Below are 17053 nucleotides of genomic sequence, written 5' to 3'. Positions count from 1 at the left end.
ATCCAAGTTTTACAGGGAATAGATCGATCGATATGGGGAGTGCAAACATGTTACATGTTTGCACCATTATTTTTATAGAGTTTCGTATAGACTCTGCTCACTATCGGGCACACTAGCGCTTGAATTCACAACTAAAACCTTTGGAGGCGATTGAATGCAACAAGCCATGCAACAGCAATTGCAGCGCATGAATCAAATGTGCATGCAAGTATCCGCATTGTCACAGCAGCTAGCGCAAGAAATGCAACAATTTCAGCAAACCGTTGGGAGTTCATCTTCCGGATATCAAACAGGGTATGGAGCGACAGGATCGTATCAATCAACGTATTCTAGTGGCAGTATGGAGCCTCGATCTTCTGGTGTCTATCAAGTCATGAGCGCGGATCGCCAGTCTATGCAAGATGAAAATACGCCTAGTTATCGCAATTACAATACCCAAACACCATCGTACTCACCATCACAAAGTATGAACTATACAAGCCAGGTCAATGCGAGTGCGATGCAGTCTGTCATGAATGCTGATCGTCAGGCACAATCCATGGGGTCTGGAACAGGTTATAGCAATTCAAAAGGAAGTTCAGGTGGCTATGCCAATGGGATGAACTATGGTTCATCGTATGGAGGCCAAATGGATACATCCTATCAAAATGTGAATTCAGTGATGCAAGCGGATCGCCAATCATCTATGATGTAGTACACACATATTACACGGCAGATAGAGGGGTGTTACTGCTCCCTATCTGTCGATTTTTTATGGTATAAAGTGAAATGTAATCATTTTTTTGTGCACTGTGAAAATCGTAGTATGATAGAAAGGACTGGTTAAGACTTGGTTCATAGTATAACCATAATGTACAACTGCGATATTATTTTGTAATTGGAGGTTACGTTCATAGATGAATACTCAAGTAAACCTTTTACGTTATTCTGATCCATTTCGTAGTTCGCTCGCTCATGCAGCTGCTGTATATCTTGGCAAGGATGATATTGATAATGTGAAAAGGCCACTTAGTATTATTCGTAAAGGGGATACATTGGCCATTTTTCGGGGAGAGTCAGCTCGGTTTGAATTTCACACATCAAAAGTAGTTTATGATCATCTGACTACATACACGACGATCAATATGCGCGCTTGCGGAGGGTTGCGAGCAAACGAGGCTACCGTATTTATTCCTCCTGGCGAAGATGATGATCCGATCTATAGGCAACTAGGTGAAACACATTTACAGGCGTATCGTCAATTAGTCCATGGGATTGACCCTCAAACAGAGGATCCCATTGGGAAAAAACGATTGCAGGCTGCTCGTTACGTAGCTCCTGTTTCAGTTCAACTGCATTATATTCTGGATATCAACTTTGCCACTTTGATAGAGGCTGTATTCCCACAACGCATATGGAGCCCAGGTGCACAACATGATACGCGTATTGTAGTAGAAGAGATGTTTCAGTTAGTTCGGCAACAAGATCCTGAATTATGGAATCTCGTATATGAATATTACGGTCCAGAATCATATTCATGGAAACGCATGCGTGTAAAGTTAAAACGTGAACGCCCCGATCTTTACGAACAAATTATGAAGGAATATGGTGGATTTCGATCGATGTGGGACTAAGTCCTGATCGATTGCGCACAAGCAGTAAATTGGCTAATGCTGATGCACAGTAGATAGGGAGACAGGATACAATAGATCAGATAGCAGCAGGTACTGAATTGTTTTGATGTGTACTGGAAATTTGGAGGTTGCAAATTGTAACCTATGGTCTTATACTAACACTCGTACCTCTTACAGAGAGTTCAGAAGTGACAACATTATAGGTACCAGCATCCTCTTAAAGGGTTAGGACCTCACAAGACTAACTTTCCCCCGTGGTGGATGACGTAGGTCCCGCCATGCTTGGGAGGGTATGGGATTTTCATGATAAAGGGGGATGTTTTGGTATGGATACAGCTGGACGTCATGTAATTGCAGAACTATGGGGTTGCAAAGCAGATATTTTAAATGATCTTCACGGCATTGAACGGGTGATGGTATCCGCAGCGCTTGAGTCTGGTGCAGAAGTTCGTGAAGTCGCTTTTCATAAGTTTGCTCCACAAGGTGTAAGTGGCGTTGTAATTATATCTGAATCACATTTGACGATTCATAGTTTTCCTGAACATGGTTATGCGAGTATCGATGTTTATACATGTGGGGATCGCATTGATCCAAATGTAGCATGTGATTATATTACCAAGGCATTGGGAGCTACTCGCCGTGAATCGGTAGAATTGCCACGAGGTGTGGGTCCGATTGTTGTTAGCGAGCAAAAAATTGAAGTATTGAGCTAGTTCAGGTTGTCTGATCTAGATAAAAAGCGAGCGACAAGAAAAAGAGCGTGGGATATAAATCCCAGCTCTTTTTTGTATGTGCAGGATAAGTGTTATTTTTGAGACTGTATGGATGCCAAGTGGGATTACAAATGTCGTGCACTTGTGATGTGCGAACGAATAGACATTGATCGAACAGCAAGAATTTTTCCATTGCCAGCATCGACGATTACGAGATGTCTTGCCTCGCTGTTTTCCACGATGATGAGATAGACGAGATTTTGTCTGACTGCATGCAAGCTAACGTCTTTGGATTCCGTTCCAGGGAATTTTTCTAATGCTGCTTTTTTTGCGTCATCGATACTTATTTTTGCAAATGGTGCAAGGACGCTGCTATACGCATCGCGACCGGCCTTAGCGGCCTTCATGACAGTATCTTGATTGACTTGTATGCTACTTTCAATATGCACCGGTTCCGGCCGCCCAGGTGGTGCAGGTGGCTGCATTTCAGTTGCATACGCCTGTACTGTGAATATGGATGAGATAGCTGTGGTTGCTACAATGAGTTGAAACAAACGAGATACATGTAGACTTCTTATTTTATGTGCGATACAGTTCATCTCCCTATCAAAGGTTTGTGGCCTTGCATTAGATTGCCCAGTAGCTTTTTAACTATGTGTCATATTCCAATTGATAACGGAAATATTGGCTACGTATAAAATCGTATTAATTACTATTTACAAACAGGTGGTTTACCCTTATTATTTAGTTTGTTCTTATATATGTGTATGAAAGGGTGAACGCCAGTTAAGGGAATTAATCTTTGGAATCCTTCAGGACATTTATCTGTACTGACTATTTTAATTACCGCAGTACTTCTTGGAATGGTTCATGGTATAACGCCTGATGAATACACATGGCCGATTACGTTTAGTTATTCAGTAGGAAACTATTCGAGTCCGGGTGGGATTTGAAGTCTACCTCATTGTAGGGATTGTGATGTTTTTGTCTGGGATGTATATTTTAAATAAAGGGAACTCATGGCACTTATTTCATTTTAGGAAACGACAACAGGGGCAGGATCATTCTCTTGTCACTTTACCACGAGCGTTACCGCGCTACATGCCACTTGTACATGGCTTTATTGCAGGGTGGGGCATTGGTGCTTTTGCAGTGATTATATACACGGTATTGGCACCTCAGATGCCAAGTGCTTGGGTTGGATGGACGCCTGGTGCATTTTTTGGAATTGGTACGATGATCATGCAGATACTGCTAGGCGGCTTGTTTGGCGCATGGATGAGCCGTCGTCGCTTACCAGATGAAATTCGAGCTTATGTTGCTAGGAAAATGAGTGGTAGGACATTAGCAGGAGGCGGGATTGGATTTATCTTTTGCATTTATAAAAAGTATGCGAGAAGGTTTTATGTTACTTGCTGCATATGCTGAAAAACGTACGGCTTAATCGTTTCTTTTATTGTAGACAGGAGTTAAATAAATGAAAAGTCGCTCATGGTTTGTGACACTTGTCTTGCTAACAACGGCTCTCATGGGATCGTCTTTTGCAATTGCTAAAATTGCGCTTGACTATGTGTCTCCTTTTTTGCTTCTTGGTATACGTTTCACGTTGGCAGGGCTTCTCATGGCTCTGTTCACTAGACATTTGCCACGTCCTCGAACACTTGGAGACTGGATGCGAATTTTACTCATAGGCTTATTTCAAACGGTTGGTGTCATGGGAAGTATTTTTTTGAGCCTGCGTACAATTACAGCGAGTGAATCTTCAATTTTGACATTTGTAAATCCTCTTCTTGTCGTAATTTTTGCGACACTATTTATGCGTGCACATTATCGAGTGGTCCAATGGGGTGGTGTTATTCTAGGATTTTTAGGCGTTTTTTTGACCCTTGGATTACAACTGCACCTTCATGTTGGTACATGGCTTGGTCTCTTAGGGGCGGTCTTTTGGGCGGTTGCTACACTGATGATTAAACAGTGGCGCCATCGTTTTAATATCTGGGTATTGACCGCATATCAAATGTTATTTGGCGGAATCATTTTATTGATTGGCGGATTGTTTATTGAGCGCCCTGTATTTATCGTGGATAAAACATCTATATTTATTGTGCTTTGGCTGGCAGTGATGGCGTCTATCGTACAATTTTCTATTTGGTTTTATCTCTTGCAACATGGAGATCCTGGTAAAACGAGTGCTTTTTTATTTCTTGCACCATTTTTCGGAGTGCTTTCTGGCTGGATATTGCTTGGTGAACCGATTACATGGCAAGTATTCGTTGGTGGTATCTTTATTTTTGCAGGTATATTTTTAGTCAATTGGCCTGAACCAGTGCATGTGAGAACAACAGTTAATAGAACACAATGATTTTGTAGTAAAAGAATCATTCGGTAGAGATCTTGTAATTGTAGGATTACCAGTGTATACTATAACTTGTTTGAATGAGTTGGTGTCATACCTTTTTTGGAGCGGGCTATAATTGGTTGCACTACTCCGAATAAATGGTAGTGGTTAATTGTATATGGGGAATTAGCTCAGTGGTAGAGCACTGCGCTGGCAGCGCAGGGGTCAGGGGTTCAAATCCCCTATTCTCCACCAGACTTTTTGCAAGGCATAGTGAGTAGCGCGTGCTTTTTGCGCCTTATCATATCTTGGAGCTGTGGTGTAGTGGCCTAACATGCCTGCCTGTCACGCAGGAGATCGCGGGTTCGAATCCCGTCAGCTCCGCCATTGTATGTTTTACATAGTGTTTGGTAACGATAAGCTCAGTATTTATCTGAGCTTTTTTTTTTGAAAGATAAAGGGGCTGTTTGGCGATGATCCGTTATAAATTCATCGGGCATTCTACTGTTCTTATTGAAGTGGATGGAACGCGGTTTATTACAGATCCTATCGTCTCAAACCGCGCTCTTGTGGTTCGTCGAAAAAGACCTGCTGGCTATCAATTGGAGGATCTATCGAACATCGATTTCGTACTTTTATCACATGCCCACTGGGATCATTTAGATCGAGCGACATTACGTAAAATTGCAAGGCGTAGTAAGGCTAGTGTCATATGCCCTAATGGACATTTATCATTATTGAAAAATATGGGCTTTACTCATGTTTATGAATTAGGGAAAACTGATCACTTAACGCAGGGGGACTTTATCTTTAGCTTAACTCCGGTTAACCATAGGGGAAAACGTTGGTTGGAACGCTACCGATCATCAGCTGGACTTTTTGTGAAAGGGTCGACGCACTCCTTTTGGTTTGCGGGTGATACTGGTTATCGCAATGATTTTGTGTCTGGTATGCAAGGTGTGCATCCTGATGTTGCATTAATTCCAATTGGGGCATATGAACCGCGTGAGTGGTTTCATATGATGCATATGGACCCTAAAGATGGATTGCAAACGTTTATTGACGTCCAGGCTAAGTATATGTTACCCATCCATTGGGGCGCTTTCAAACTGACGAGGGAAGAAATTCACGAGCCACCTTTAGTCTTGCGCTCACTCGTTGTAGATAACGCAGAATTAGAACAGCGAATATGGTGGCTTGAGCCAGGGCAATCAAAAGTATATGAAGAATGATATTTTTTACGAAAGCGTTTGACAAATAAGCATGTCATCATGTATCTTATGATAGTAATTATGATGGCTCGGTAGCTCAGTCGGTAGAGCAGAGGACTGAAAATCCTCGTGTCGGCGGTTCGATTCCGTCCCGAGCCACCATGGCTTGTAACTTGTTACATTTGACGCCTGTACTGACATATGATATAATAGATGAGTCTTAAGGCTTTATTGCGGAAGTGGCTCAGGGGTAGAGCATCGCCTTGCCAAGGCGAGGGTCGCGGGTTCGAATCCCGTCTTCCGCTCCAGTGTAGTTTCTACATATTATGCCGAGGTGGCGGAATAGGCAGACGCAGCGGACTTAAAATCCGCCGGGCATTGCGCCCGTACCGGTTCGAGTCCGGTCCCCGGCACTTTTTAAAGAAATGGCAATCAAAGAATCTTATGATTCTTTGATTGCCATTTCTCATGTATACCACAAAGATTGGGTGTGAATGCATGAAAGATCGAGAATTTAAAGAAGCTAAAGAGCGAGCCGTTGCAAAAGCAACATCTCATTTTCAGTTTGATGCAAAGTACTTGCAAGCAGGACTAGCTAAAAATCAATATTTTATCAGTGAAGAAGTATGCAGAAAGATTGTTCATTATTTAGCTCAAAATAAGCCAATTGGATTACGAGGAGAACCCGGTGTAGGGAAATCAGAATTGCCACAACAAATTGCTCGTCTGCTTAGTGCAGATGTGATTGATATTGAGTGCCATAGTGAACTTGAAGCTGCAGATATAGGAATTTCATGGAATTCTTTTAGGCAATTAATGGATGCTCAAATGTTGAAAGTTGATTTTGAGCCATTTTCATTACCATATCTTAACCGCACACCATTGTTGCAAAGTCTGTTAGCGAAGAGCCCCGTCGTGGTACGAGTTGATGAAGTAGATAAATTAAACGAGACGACTTCTAATTTCTTTTTGCGTTATCTGGATAAGCGGGAATTGATTGTCCATGATCTCGTAGCAGAGGATAAGGCGCTGCATCCCCATGCTCCCATTTATGTGTTTTTAACGAGTAATGACTACCGCGAACTCGATCCAGCACTGATGAGGCGCATCGCATGGATACACTTAACGTTTCCGAGTGAGGAGCAATTGGCAGAAATCTTATCAGTTAAAGCTGAAATTCCACTTGTTATGGCAAGAAGAATTAGTTTTCTTGTGCGCCGATTACGCGATCTATCATTAATAAAAAAACCCTCGATTGGCGAGTCCATTGAGTGGGCACAGGCATTGTTGCTTGAAACGGATGGCAATCTTACGATTGATGCGCTACACGTTACCCTTGGTTTTGTATTAAAATACGCAGAGGATGAACGTAAAGGCTGGGAGGCGATGCAGTCGTGGTTTCTTGGCGAAAATACAGGTCCTTCATTGATCTAAGTACACATATTGCACAGTGGAAGAAAAAAAGAGCGTGGAAAAGATCGATCAATCCACAGATTGACCGTGCTATGGCTGCAAGAAGACAATCTACGACGTCAAATCATTTGAATGAACCAAACCATCAGTTCAATGAAGTAAAAACTGCACCTGATTATTTAGCAAAAGAAACAGCGATGAGACAAGAGAGTGGTATTTTTTATAAATCCAATGAAGCTGATGAAAACTGGGGTGGCGAGTATGTGAGTGATCTTGATTCTGCGCCAGCGACAAACTCGGGACAAGATCGAGTGCTTACAGGTAGCTCTTATGACCATGCTCCATCCGCTAGGGAAGAACCTGATGAAGTCGTACAGTCCCTAGAAGAAGCCCAGATGTTACAAATTGAATCCTGGGTAGAAAAATTTCAAGAAAAGTCGTCAACTGTTGATCATGTGATGAACGAAGCACTAGATGATGCTGATGATATGACGATTGAAAATGTCAGGCAATTATTATTGCGCCAATCTTTCGCATGGAAGCGTGATGAAGTGATGCACATGCAACAGGTTGTACAAAAGTCTCGACATAAGTATATAGATCCAAAGAGAACTATTCGCCACTATATGAGTTCGGGTTCTGGTGTAATTACTCGTTTTGCGTATCGCAAAAGTCCATCCGTTATGACAAAGCGGGGACTTCCGGTTCGCTTCTTAATTATAGGGGATGTGTCTGGTTCCATGGGCCGTTATGTTGGTGTTGCGCTATATTTACTGTCTAGTTTGCGTGCACTTGCTGTGGTCGATAGCTATATTTTTTCTGATGCAGTTACACATACTGGGCCTCTTCTTATAGAAGGATCATTTCGTGAACAATTCACTCATTTGAAAAACAATGCTTTATCCTGGGAATATGGAACACTGCTTGGGACAGCATTGGAGGAAATTATTGGAGAAGCAACACTTACGGATGAAACTATTGTGGTGCTATTTACTGATGGAGGATTTAGTTTAGAAAACGGTGAATGGGAACGCACAGTGCATGGCATGATCGAACTTTCAAAACGCACCCAAAAGATATTTATCGCTACGCCTAATCCACATTTGTACGAGGATGGTGCGATATGTGCACAAAAGCTGGGTGATGTTCGTGCACATTCGCATGACATGGTGGATATGAGTGATCCTATGGCACAAAAAATAGCGCGCTTTGGTCTCTTGGGACGTTATAGTGATGAGATTGTGCGATGTGAGACACCTGGAGATGCTGTTTTGTTATTTAAACAGTTGATTCATGTTGCGCTTTGTGTATGAATGTTATTGAATAGCTGTTTCAAACCATGTAGAAAGTGCATCTTGTACTTTTTGTACAATGCTATTTTGATCAAAATCTTGAGAGTATACTTCATTGGGTGTCATCTGTGGATCTTTCATGGATAATATCTGTGCGTGTTGACCTAAAGCTAAGTAATGTATTACAAAAATATGATGATTGATCAGTGCTAGTGCGCCAGTAAGATGTGTGGAATGAGGCATAAAGAGTTTAATTCGTGGATCTGCTCCTGCAAATTCCTGAAAGACTTCTTGTACAATAGTACTGATTTTTTCTAATGTTTCTTGTGATTGCTGCCAGTATTCATGAGCAGTTGTATCTAACTCAGATTTTTTTTGAATATTTTGATTGGCTGTACTTTGAATGGTATCTGTAAAAGTGCTCATATCATCACCATTTTCTTTTATGTCCCTTATAAGATACCCTCCATACGTATGAGTTTATACAAATTGAAATAAAAGATATTTCTGTATACATCACATATTGAAATGTAAAATAACATGCGGTTTAGGTGTTCTGTGAAGTACCGCGTAATAACCATAACCAAATTATGCTTGCGGGGAGCAAGATGGCGTTGCCGATGAACTGCCGCGCACTTTTGTTGCTGATGGCATCCCATGTAAGGATGAAGTAACCAGTTACAAGCCCAACAGTAACAATTATTCGAAGCATATTATGCATACTATCGCCTTCTTTCGACACAATCGTCCCTTCATTCACTAAGCCACTACCAACTATTACATGTTGTTTGCCATAGACCTGTGTCGGCGGATCAATTATTTTTTCATAATGACTAATTTCCACAATGTACGAAGTAAAAATAAAATACCTGTGGCTGCGATAATAAGAATAAAACTTGATAGTACTGGGTGTATTGTGAAGTTAAGCCAGCGAATGATGATCGGACTTGCTTGAATGAGACCACTTGTAATAGAGAGCGGTAATAGGATGAAGGAAATATAAGTCACAAGTTGCGTTTTTTTTGCTTCTTGACGCAGTTCATGCTCTTTAGTTTCTATCTCTCGTTCCTTCGCAAGCTGTCCAAGGTAGCCATCAATATCGTGAACCTCTTCTTTTAATTCATTGTACATTTGCGTGATGTGAAAAGCGCGTTGCCAACGCCTATATAATTGGTCGCGTTCTTCACTAAAAGATGCTTGACTAAAATAACAGCGTGCTGTGAAGTCGTAGATCTGTTCTCGTAGTGCACGCAGTTCTATGGCGTGTGTAGCCATCGTAGATGCCTCTGCAGCTTTCATGGCATAGCGCAAGATACTCATTCTCTGATGCAATGCAAGTAACATCATGTAGAAATAATTTGTGCGAAAGGAGAGCATTGCAGGAGAATTTTTACCACTAAAATGATGAACACCAGTATCGTATGCAAGCACGAATCCACCCTCAAGTGATTGTGTGTGGATCACATTGTGATAGGGCATATAGTTATAATGAGAATCCTCAAAACTCTGCCTTGCGAAACGACTGCCGTTGTGTGGAGGAAGTGTTTTTCGTAGTACAATTAGATGAGATAAGGCAAACTCACGAAAGTTTAGATCCCACTTATTTTGTTCTTCTACATGTAAAGATTCTGATCGGCGTAATAATACTGCACCATATACGGGTAAAAAGGAATCGCACATAGGCTGCCAGCAGTCTTTACCGAGTTGCTCTGATAAGGGTGAAAGTAGATGATGGATCCATTCGCGCATGGTTCCTGGTTGCCCACACATGAGTGGCAATAAGGAAGAATGTCTACAATATTCTTCTTTTGCATACTTAGGTGTGCGCTGTCTCATTGGTTTACCGCGAGAGAGTGATGCCAGATCTGCATTGACACTCTCAATCCACTCTATTGTTATTTCATTCATGGAAGATAATGTAGGTTCGATTTCAATAGTAAGGAAGCCAACGCCATTAAAAAATAAATACAACTCGATAGCAGCCATGCGAAATCCCGCAGATGAATCTTCGCCAGTACTTGTTTGCATATCATCGAATAGTTCAAGGACCTTTTCGTGTATTCGAAAACGCCGTTGATTTTGGGTCAATCTCATATAGCGTTTTACATAAGGCAACATGTTGTCTAGCTCTGAATCCTGAAACGGTGACTCAACCCACAATGGAACAGTATGTTCATCATCTGGTATTGGCACAGATAATTGTGTAATCATGTCAGATGCTGTAGAAAAGGTAAAGTTCTTTTCGAAATCTAGCCAAAAGGGGTATACGAACTTCGTAAATGTATCTTGTATGATCCACATCAAGCGATCCTCCTTTATGAAAAATGATGGACATTCAACATGTACATTGAAACGTTCTTTTGTCGATTTAGCTTATCGAAAAATGGAACAGTTCACAAGTGCACAAATCACCATAAAAAGAAGGACTTTATGTATCCGCTTACGAATAATATACATGGTAGGGTTTTTCCCGATAGAAAAGCTTTTTATAAGAGTTATGATAGTTTAGCAGGAAGCGATGAAACTCCCGACCCCATATGTTTTAGGTGTGTTGCTTATTTGATATAGCAACTTGTGGGGAGGCTCGTCGCTTGGAATAAAGAGCGTAACGAGAGGAAGGGAAAAGAAATGGCGCAAGATATGCATTATACAGTCGTTATTGTTGGTGGAGGAAGCGGTGGTATTTCCGTTGCATCGCGTCTCGTACGAGCAGCAAAATCACTTCGTGATCATGTAGTTGTTATTGATCCATCTGATAAACATTATTATCAACCACTGTGGACGTTAGTAGGTGGTGGGGCCGCTCAAAAGCAAGCTACAGAACGCGATGAAGCTAGTGTAATACCTGATGGCGTGAAGTGGATGCAAGATGCGGTAACGGAGTTTACACCAGATGCCAATTATCTTACGACAAAAAGTGGTACGAAAGTTCACTATGATTATCTCGTAGTAGCACCAGGCATTCAAATTGATTGGGATAAAATTAAAGGCCTCAAAGAGGCGATTGGTAAAGATGGTGTATGCAGTAATTATTCATACGACTATGTAGATAGCACATGGGAAAGCATCCGCAACTTTAAAGGCGGTCGGGCGATCTTCTCTTATCCGAATACAGCCATTAAATGTGGTGGTGCACCACAAAAAATTATGTATCTTGCAGAAGAGCATTTTGCAAAAGCTGGTGTACGCGATGCAACTGAAGTTGTATTTGCTTCAGCTGGAGGAAGTATTTTCTCGGTAAAAAAATATGCAGACGCACTGGATAAGGTTATTGAGCGTAAAGGTATTAAGACAGCTTATAAACGCAATTTAGTAGAGATTCGCGCAGATAAAAAAGAAGCCGTATTTGAAAATATGGATACCAAGCAACAAGAGGTTATGAAATACGATATGATCCATGTGGTTCCACCGATGAGTTCACCTGACTTTATCAAGAAAAGTCCTCTTGCAGATGCTAATGGTTGGGTTGATGTGGATAAATTTACGCTTCAACACAAGAAGTATCCTAATGTTTTTGGTTTGGGCGATGCTTCTAATTTACCGACGTCAAAGACAGGTGCTGCGATTCGTAAGCAAGCACCAACTGTAGAAAAAAATCTTCTTTCATTGATGCATGATCAGGCGTTGCTTAAAAAATACAACGGTTATACATCATGTCCGCTAGTAACAGGTTATGGAAGTCTCATATTAGCCGAGTTTGACTACGATCTAAATCCAATGGAAACATTCCCATTTGATCAAGGTGTAGAGCGTTTTAGCATGTATTTGCTTAAAAAAGAACTGCTCCCTGTTGTGTATTGGGACGGCATGCTAAAGGGCCTGTTATAAGCGATTGAGAAAGCCTTATGCCTTTTTCATGCAAATTTATAGGGAAAGCAGGGATAGAGTATGGAAGACGTGCAAGCGGGATTGAATACGACGATTGACGATGCACTCCTTCTCACCCTCTCTGATACAGATGTTCAGGAGTCGCTTGTATTAGCATTGCAAAAATTGCCGAAACTTATTGGGATGCTTGATTCAGCGGAACGCTCCATGGAGTTTGTACAGACAGTACTTAGTGACAAGGAGAGTTTAAAAGGGATGTTGGCAGGATTTGATGCGGACTTAGGTGGCGTTAGTATTGATAAAAACACCATTCTTAGTCTCATCTCATTACTTGATAAACTGCCAAAGTTGGTGAAAGTTTTATCTTTGGTGGAGCAGGTTGCGGATTTAGCTGAATCTATTGTGACGGATAAAGATACATTAACGCAGTTGACGCATAATGTAGCCGAATGGACAGAGCCTGTTCGTGGTAAAATGCAAGATGGGCTGTCAATGATGAATGAAGCTAAAATTCGCGCAAGCAAAGATCGCAGTTCTATATCTGTGTTTGGAGCACTTAAGCTTCTAAAAGATCCGACGATGCAGCGTGGACTTCGTTTTGCCAATGCAATGCTCGCTGTGATGAGTGAACGTGATCGTGCAAGTACGGTTAAAGGGAAAACGGCAACAAGTTCACATACACCTGGAATGACTCTAAATTCATAATCTGAGGGGGATAAACAATGTTACTTCGTTATTTTTTCGATGAGAAACTCGCACAAGCATCTTACCTTGTAGGATGTCAAGCATGTGGTGTTGCTATTGTGATCGATCCTGCACGTGATGTAACTCCATATTTAGAGGCGGCAAAAAAAGAAGGTTTACAGATCATTGCAGCGACTGAGACACACTTACATGCTGACTTTACTTCAGGCGCTCGTGAACTAGGTGTTGAACACGGCGCAACACTGTATTTGTCTGCTGAAGGTGATCCTGAATGGAGACATCAATATATTAATGAAGTGAAACATGTTCTTATTAAAGATGGTGACCGCTTTAGTATTGGAAATATTTTCTTCCAAGTTATGCACACACCTGGTCATACACCTGAGAGTGTCTCCTTCTTACTTGAGGATCATGGCGGTGATCATTCGCGTGGTGCGATGGGTATCTTCTCAGGGGACTTTGTCTTTGTGGGAGATGTAGGTCGACCAGATTTACTAGAAAAAGCAGTTGGTGTAGCTGGCTCTTCAGAAGTGGGAGCAAAGCAAATGTTTCAATCGCTCAAACGCTTTAAAGAACTTCCAGATTACTTGCAATTGTGGCCAGCACATGGTGCAGGAAGTGCATGTGGAAAAGCTCTCGGTGCAATTCCATCGAGTACTGTAGGGTATGAAAAACAGTTTAACTGGGCACTCGCGCATACGAATGAAGATGAGTTTGTTGCGGCATTGCTTGCAGGACAACCTGAGCCACCTGCGTACTTTGCTATGATGAAGAAATTTAACAAAGAGGGTCCAGCTTTACTTCGTGATGCAGTGGAAACGAAAGAAATGCCTGCATCTGAGCTTATGGATCTCATTGCGTCAGGCGCACTTGTTGTGGATACGCGGTTAGCGGCGGAATTCCGTAAAGGTCATGTACCTGGTACGATTAACATTCCTCACAATAAAGCATTTGTTAACTGGGCTGGATGGCTTGTTGATTACAGTAAGCCAGTGTATCTTTTAGCTGCAAGTGATAGTGTGGAAAAAGTGGTACATGATCTCCACTCAATTGGAATCGACAATGTACCTGGTTTCTTCAATCTCTCCGCTATTGCTGAGGTAGAAAAATCAGGTGTTACACTAAATAAATACGAAGAAACGACACCTACTGAAATTGTTGAACATGTACTTGCGGGTAACGTTCATGTCATTGACGTGCGCAATGCTGCGGAGTGGGGCGAAGGTCATATTCCTGGCGCAAAACATATCATGCTTGGAAAGCTAAGCGGTAGATTGAACGAAATACCTCGTGACGAAGAGATTATTTTACAGTGTCAGTCTGGTGCACGTTCAGCGATTGCCACAAGTATTCTTAGTGCAAATGGATTTACAAAGATCCGCAATTTAGCTGGAGGTTTTACTCAGTGGCATAAAGATGGGTTAGCTGTTGAGAAGTAAGCTTTCCTTTTATGTTACAAGGGTATACAAATAGCAAACCTTATCGCAAACTCTGAGTATCGAGTTTGTGATAAGGTTTATTTTTTCGTTTGCTTTTAGGTTTAAGAAGAGTTACTGCTCTTCGGCTGCATGGTGCTCGTGTCTGTTTAGTGGAACGGGTTCATTAAATTCACCGTTGCCTGAAGCATATGCAATGTAATCGATACCGCACACACTACAATGAAAAAGCTCGTATTCTGAGCGAAATCCTGTTTGTTCTAAATGACCTTTGGATCCGCAATGTGGACACAACATCCTCTGACACTTCCCCTTTATTAATATGGAAAACCATTCATGAATATCCATCTTCACTACTAAAACGCATTGAATGTCAGAGTGGTCCGTGCGCTCTCTTCGTTGCGTACAGTACATGGTTATGATCTGATCATACGTCTTTGTCGTGTGTTTCTCAAGAAACACTTTTATGATTTTTTAGATGCTTTTCGACACATCTATTTTGTATAATATGCTGCAAACAAGATGTATTGCAGGTTGACAAGAATATGTCTATCGCTTCTATGGATGGATGGCGCAAAATCGGATCGTGTCATAAAGATGTAGATAAAGCATAAGCATCAGTTTCACAAAGTCTAATGTATATTTTATGGATTATCTTTAAAAGTGTTTGACTTTGTCAAGAAGAAAATGACACTGATTTCTAATAGAATCTAAAAATGATATTGATATAACTAGTTTAGCAACACAAACTAAACACTTAGGAGATATTTCGATTGATGAAAAAAAGACGGAAATCCTTTGCTCTTCATTCTATTGCGGTATTGAGTGTAGCTGGTATATTTGGAGGTTTAGGAGGGGTCAGTGCATTTGCAGCGACTCCAACGACAACGCCTACCCATCAAGTTGTAACACAAGAGCAAAGTGTATCTACAGCTATATTGACTTCTGATGTGGAAGCCAATTTTCAAGCGCAATTAAATCAACGAGTTAGTAGTGGAAAAATGACAGCTGCTCAAGAGCAAGATCATCACGCAGTTTAATGCTCATGTAGGTGACATGATGAATGGCACAGGAATCATGGGTGAATGGCATGCTCATTCTTCATTAAACTAAATGATACATTGCGTATTGGTCATCTAGTGCCGCAATCCCTCAATTTGAGGTGAATAGGGATTGCATGTGCCGTTTGTCTACAACAGGTATGGATCACGACCCTAGGAGGAGTCAATAGTGGACTACATCGCTGCTCAGGTGCAAAACAAAACATTACGTATACAACAGCGTTTTTTCACTCGACGGTATCATCGCTTCCTTTTAGTGGGCATGATCAATGCCTCTGTAGATATTGGGATATTGAATGGTTTCATGGTCCTGTGGCCAACCCATTTTTCCGCTCAACTTCTAACATATAATACCATCGCTGTTTTGTGCACCCTTGCAACAAGCTATCTGCTTAATCGAAGATGGACATTTGCTGATTCGGCAAACTCTAGTCAGAGACAAATATGGTTGTTTTGGATTCAAGGCGCTGTGAATATGGTGATCAATGATCTCATACTAGCTATTTTTTCGAACCAAGTACTTGCTCACTTGACTAAATCGGCTTTGGTTAATAGCGATTTGTCAAAAGGGATTGCCATGTTTACCTCTTCTTCTATTAGCTATATGGTACTACGGTTACTTGTATTTAGGGCGGTTGAAGTGCCTCAATAAGTAACTATTACAGATGGATCAATATCTATTCAACTGTTTGGGTCATACGACACACCAATCCTCACTGCTTGATCCACTTGGAAGCGCAACTAGTTCATAGGGTGTTGTTGATGACGAGAAAGCGAAATGAGTGCAAAAATGGCTATTATGACAAAAGCGTACTCAATCACTAGGGAAACAGGGTCTGCATTTGGGATGGCGGGTAAAAAACCCATGCTTTTATGAATGACACTTGTTGCATGACCATGTATAGCATGATCGACCCCATGAATCTTACTCATTTTGCCCATTACAAATGCAGTCACACTAGGGGAGCTATTCATTGCTGTGCGTATAAGAGCGGCTCCACCTGCCATTACGATGCCAAATCCCCATCCCATCCACCGAGCATCACGAAGTACACCTATGAGAGCAACAATGGCACCTACTGTATTTAACATAAATAATATCGCGAGCGTGTGGTTAATACCCATCACTTTAAAAATAAGTACAAGATGTATATAGGAAACACCAAGAAGTAAGATGACAGCTACTAAACGAGTCACGATAGAAGTTCCGGTTTTTGTGGTTTCTACTGATGCCAAGAAAATACCCCTTTCAGCATATGTATTTTTTTGTATGACTATCAACGATCTAAGCATCCAAAAAACGCTCGGCAAATGCTAGTCCAATTCTAGAGGAACCACCTGTAATAAGAACCGTATAATCACTTGTCTGCATCGGTAACGATACCCTTAATTTTCCTCCCGATTCATGGATACTCTGAGTAGCGCATGTCTTAATGAATGAAG

At 41.4% G+C, this 17053-nt stretch carries 17 protein-coding genes and 5 tRNA genes; 18 read left to right on the top strand and 4 right to left on the bottom strand.

The features are described 5' to 3' along the window. The first annotated feature begins 154 nt into the window (after positions 1–154). From MM817_RS01750 to speD, 3 genes are all read left to right on the top strand, one after another. Positions 155–694 (top strand): hypothetical protein, encoded by a 540-nt coding sequence (locus tag MM817_RS01750; protein WP_241711714.1) that lies wholly within the window; start codon positions 155–157, stop codon positions 692–694. Between the two features lie 202 nt (positions 695–896). After that, positions 897–1613, top strand: a complete 717-nt coding sequence (locus MM817_RS01745; protein ID WP_241711713.1) for an FAD-dependent thymidylate synthase — start codon at positions 897–899, stop codon at positions 1611–1613. A 326-nt stretch (positions 1614–1939) separates the two neighbouring features. Then, positions 1940–2326: an adenosylmethionine decarboxylase gene (speD, locus tag MM817_RS01740; RefSeq protein WP_241711712.1), complete on the top strand. Its 387-nt coding sequence runs from the start codon at positions 1940–1942 to the stop codon at positions 2324–2326. Positions 2327–2451: 125 nt separating this feature from the next. Here the strand turns inward: speD and MM817_RS01735 are convergent, their stop codons facing one another. Further along, entirely contained in the window at positions 2452–2925 is a 474-nt protein-coding gene (locus tag MM817_RS01735) for a PepSY domain-containing protein (protein ID WP_241711711.1), read from the bottom strand. Between the two features lie 343 nt (positions 2926–3268). Between MM817_RS01735 and MM817_RS01730 the strand changes: the two genes are divergently transcribed. From MM817_RS01730 to MM817_RS17180, 10 genes are all read left to right on the top strand, one after another. Next, complete coding sequence (locus MM817_RS01730; protein WP_241711710.1) at positions 3269–3754, top strand: hypothetical protein; 486 nt, start codon at positions 3269–3271, stop codon at positions 3752–3754. A 49-nt stretch (positions 3755–3803) separates the two neighbouring features. Continuing rightward, the gene (locus MM817_RS01725; protein ID WP_241711709.1) at positions 3804–4688 is read left to right on the top strand and encodes a DMT family transporter; all 885 of its coding nucleotides are present in this window, start codon (positions 3804–3806) and stop codon (positions 4686–4688) included. A 156-nt stretch (positions 4689–4844) separates the two neighbouring features. Next, a tRNA-Ala gene (locus MM817_RS01720) sits at positions 4845–4919 on the top strand. A gap of 55 nt (positions 4920–4974) precedes the next feature. Beyond that, positions 4975–5051 (top strand) — tRNA-Asp (locus MM817_RS01715). A gap of 86 nt (positions 5052–5137) precedes the next feature. Further along, positions 5138–5896, top strand: coding sequence for an MBL fold metallo-hydrolase (locus MM817_RS01710; RefSeq protein WP_241711708.1), 759 nt, complete (start codon positions 5138–5140; stop codon positions 5894–5896). Positions 5897–5961: 65 nt separating this feature from the next. Then, positions 5962–6037: transfer RNA gene (locus MM817_RS01705), tRNA-Phe, on the top strand. 71 nt (positions 6038–6108) lie between these two features. After that, positions 6109–6183: transfer RNA gene (locus MM817_RS01700), tRNA-Gly, on the top strand. 20 nt (positions 6184–6203) lie between these two features. Next, positions 6204–6288: transfer RNA gene (locus MM817_RS01695), tRNA-Leu, on the top strand. A gap of 85 nt (positions 6289–6373) precedes the next feature. Continuing rightward, complete coding sequence (locus tag MM817_RS01690; protein ID WP_241711707.1) at positions 6374–7309, top strand: AAA family ATPase; 936 nt, start codon at positions 6374–6376, stop codon at positions 7307–7309. Further along, on the top strand, positions 7270–8601 hold the full coding sequence (locus MM817_RS17180) for a VWA domain-containing protein (protein WP_241711706.1): 1332 nt from the start codon (positions 7270–7272) through the stop codon (positions 8599–8601). The genes MM817_RS01690 and MM817_RS17180 overlap by 40 nt, the downstream gene beginning before the upstream one ends. Positions 8602–8604: 3 nt before the next feature. Here MM817_RS17180 and MM817_RS01680 read toward each other — a convergent pair whose 3' ends face one another. Together MM817_RS01680 and MM817_RS01675 are read right to left on the bottom strand one after the other, a co-directional pair. Then, entirely contained in the window at positions 8605–9006 is a 402-nt protein-coding gene (locus tag MM817_RS01680) for a hypothetical protein (RefSeq protein ID WP_241711705.1), read from the bottom strand. A gap of 390 nt (positions 9007–9396) precedes the next feature. Continuing rightward, positions 9397–10881 (bottom strand): hypothetical protein, encoded by a 1485-nt coding sequence (locus MM817_RS01675; protein WP_241711704.1) that lies wholly within the window; start codon positions 10879–10881, stop codon positions 9397–9399. A gap of 327 nt (positions 10882–11208) precedes the next feature. Between MM817_RS01675 and MM817_RS01670 the strand changes: the two genes are divergently transcribed. The 5 genes from MM817_RS01670 to MM817_RS01650 all read left to right on the top strand — a co-directional run bounded on the left by MM817_RS01670 (position 11209) and on the right by MM817_RS01650 (position 16262). Then, a complete protein-coding gene (locus tag MM817_RS01670; RefSeq protein WP_241711703.1) occupies positions 11209–12408 on the top strand; it encodes an NAD(P)/FAD-dependent oxidoreductase in 1200 nt (399 codons plus the stop codon). Positions 12409–12468: 60 nt separating this feature from the next. After that, positions 12469–13113, top strand: coding sequence for a DUF1641 domain-containing protein (locus tag MM817_RS01665; RefSeq protein ID WP_241711702.1), 645 nt, complete (start codon positions 12469–12471; stop codon positions 13111–13113). A 17-nt stretch (positions 13114–13130) separates the two neighbouring features. After that, a complete protein-coding gene (locus MM817_RS01660) occupies positions 13131–14552 on the top strand; it encodes an MBL fold metallo-hydrolase (protein ID WP_241711701.1) in 1422 nt (473 codons plus the stop codon). A gap of 773 nt (positions 14553–15325) precedes the next feature. Then, complete coding sequence (locus MM817_RS01655) at positions 15326–15589, top strand: hypothetical protein (RefSeq protein WP_241711700.1); 264 nt, start codon at positions 15326–15328, stop codon at positions 15587–15589. Between the two features lie 190 nt (positions 15590–15779). Next, positions 15780–16262, top strand: coding sequence for a GtrA family protein (locus MM817_RS01650; RefSeq protein ID WP_241711699.1), 483 nt, complete (start codon positions 15780–15782; stop codon positions 16260–16262). A gap of 89 nt (positions 16263–16351) precedes the next feature. Here the strand turns inward: MM817_RS01650 and MM817_RS01645 are convergent, their stop codons facing one another. After that, positions 16352–16846 (bottom strand): hypothetical protein, encoded by a 495-nt coding sequence (locus MM817_RS01645; protein WP_241711698.1) that lies wholly within the window; start codon positions 16844–16846, stop codon positions 16352–16354. Between the last annotated feature and the right edge of the window lie 207 nt (positions 16847–17053).

Origin of the sequence: Sulfoacidibacillus ferrooxidans (assembly GCF_022606465.1) — a bacterium.
Taxonomy (GTDB): Bacteria; Bacillota; Bacilli; order Alicyclobacillales; family SLC66; genus Sulfoacidibacillus; species Sulfoacidibacillus ferrooxidans.
Note: the sequence above shows the minus strand (reverse complement) of the source record. Positions and strands in the feature narration are given on the sequence as shown.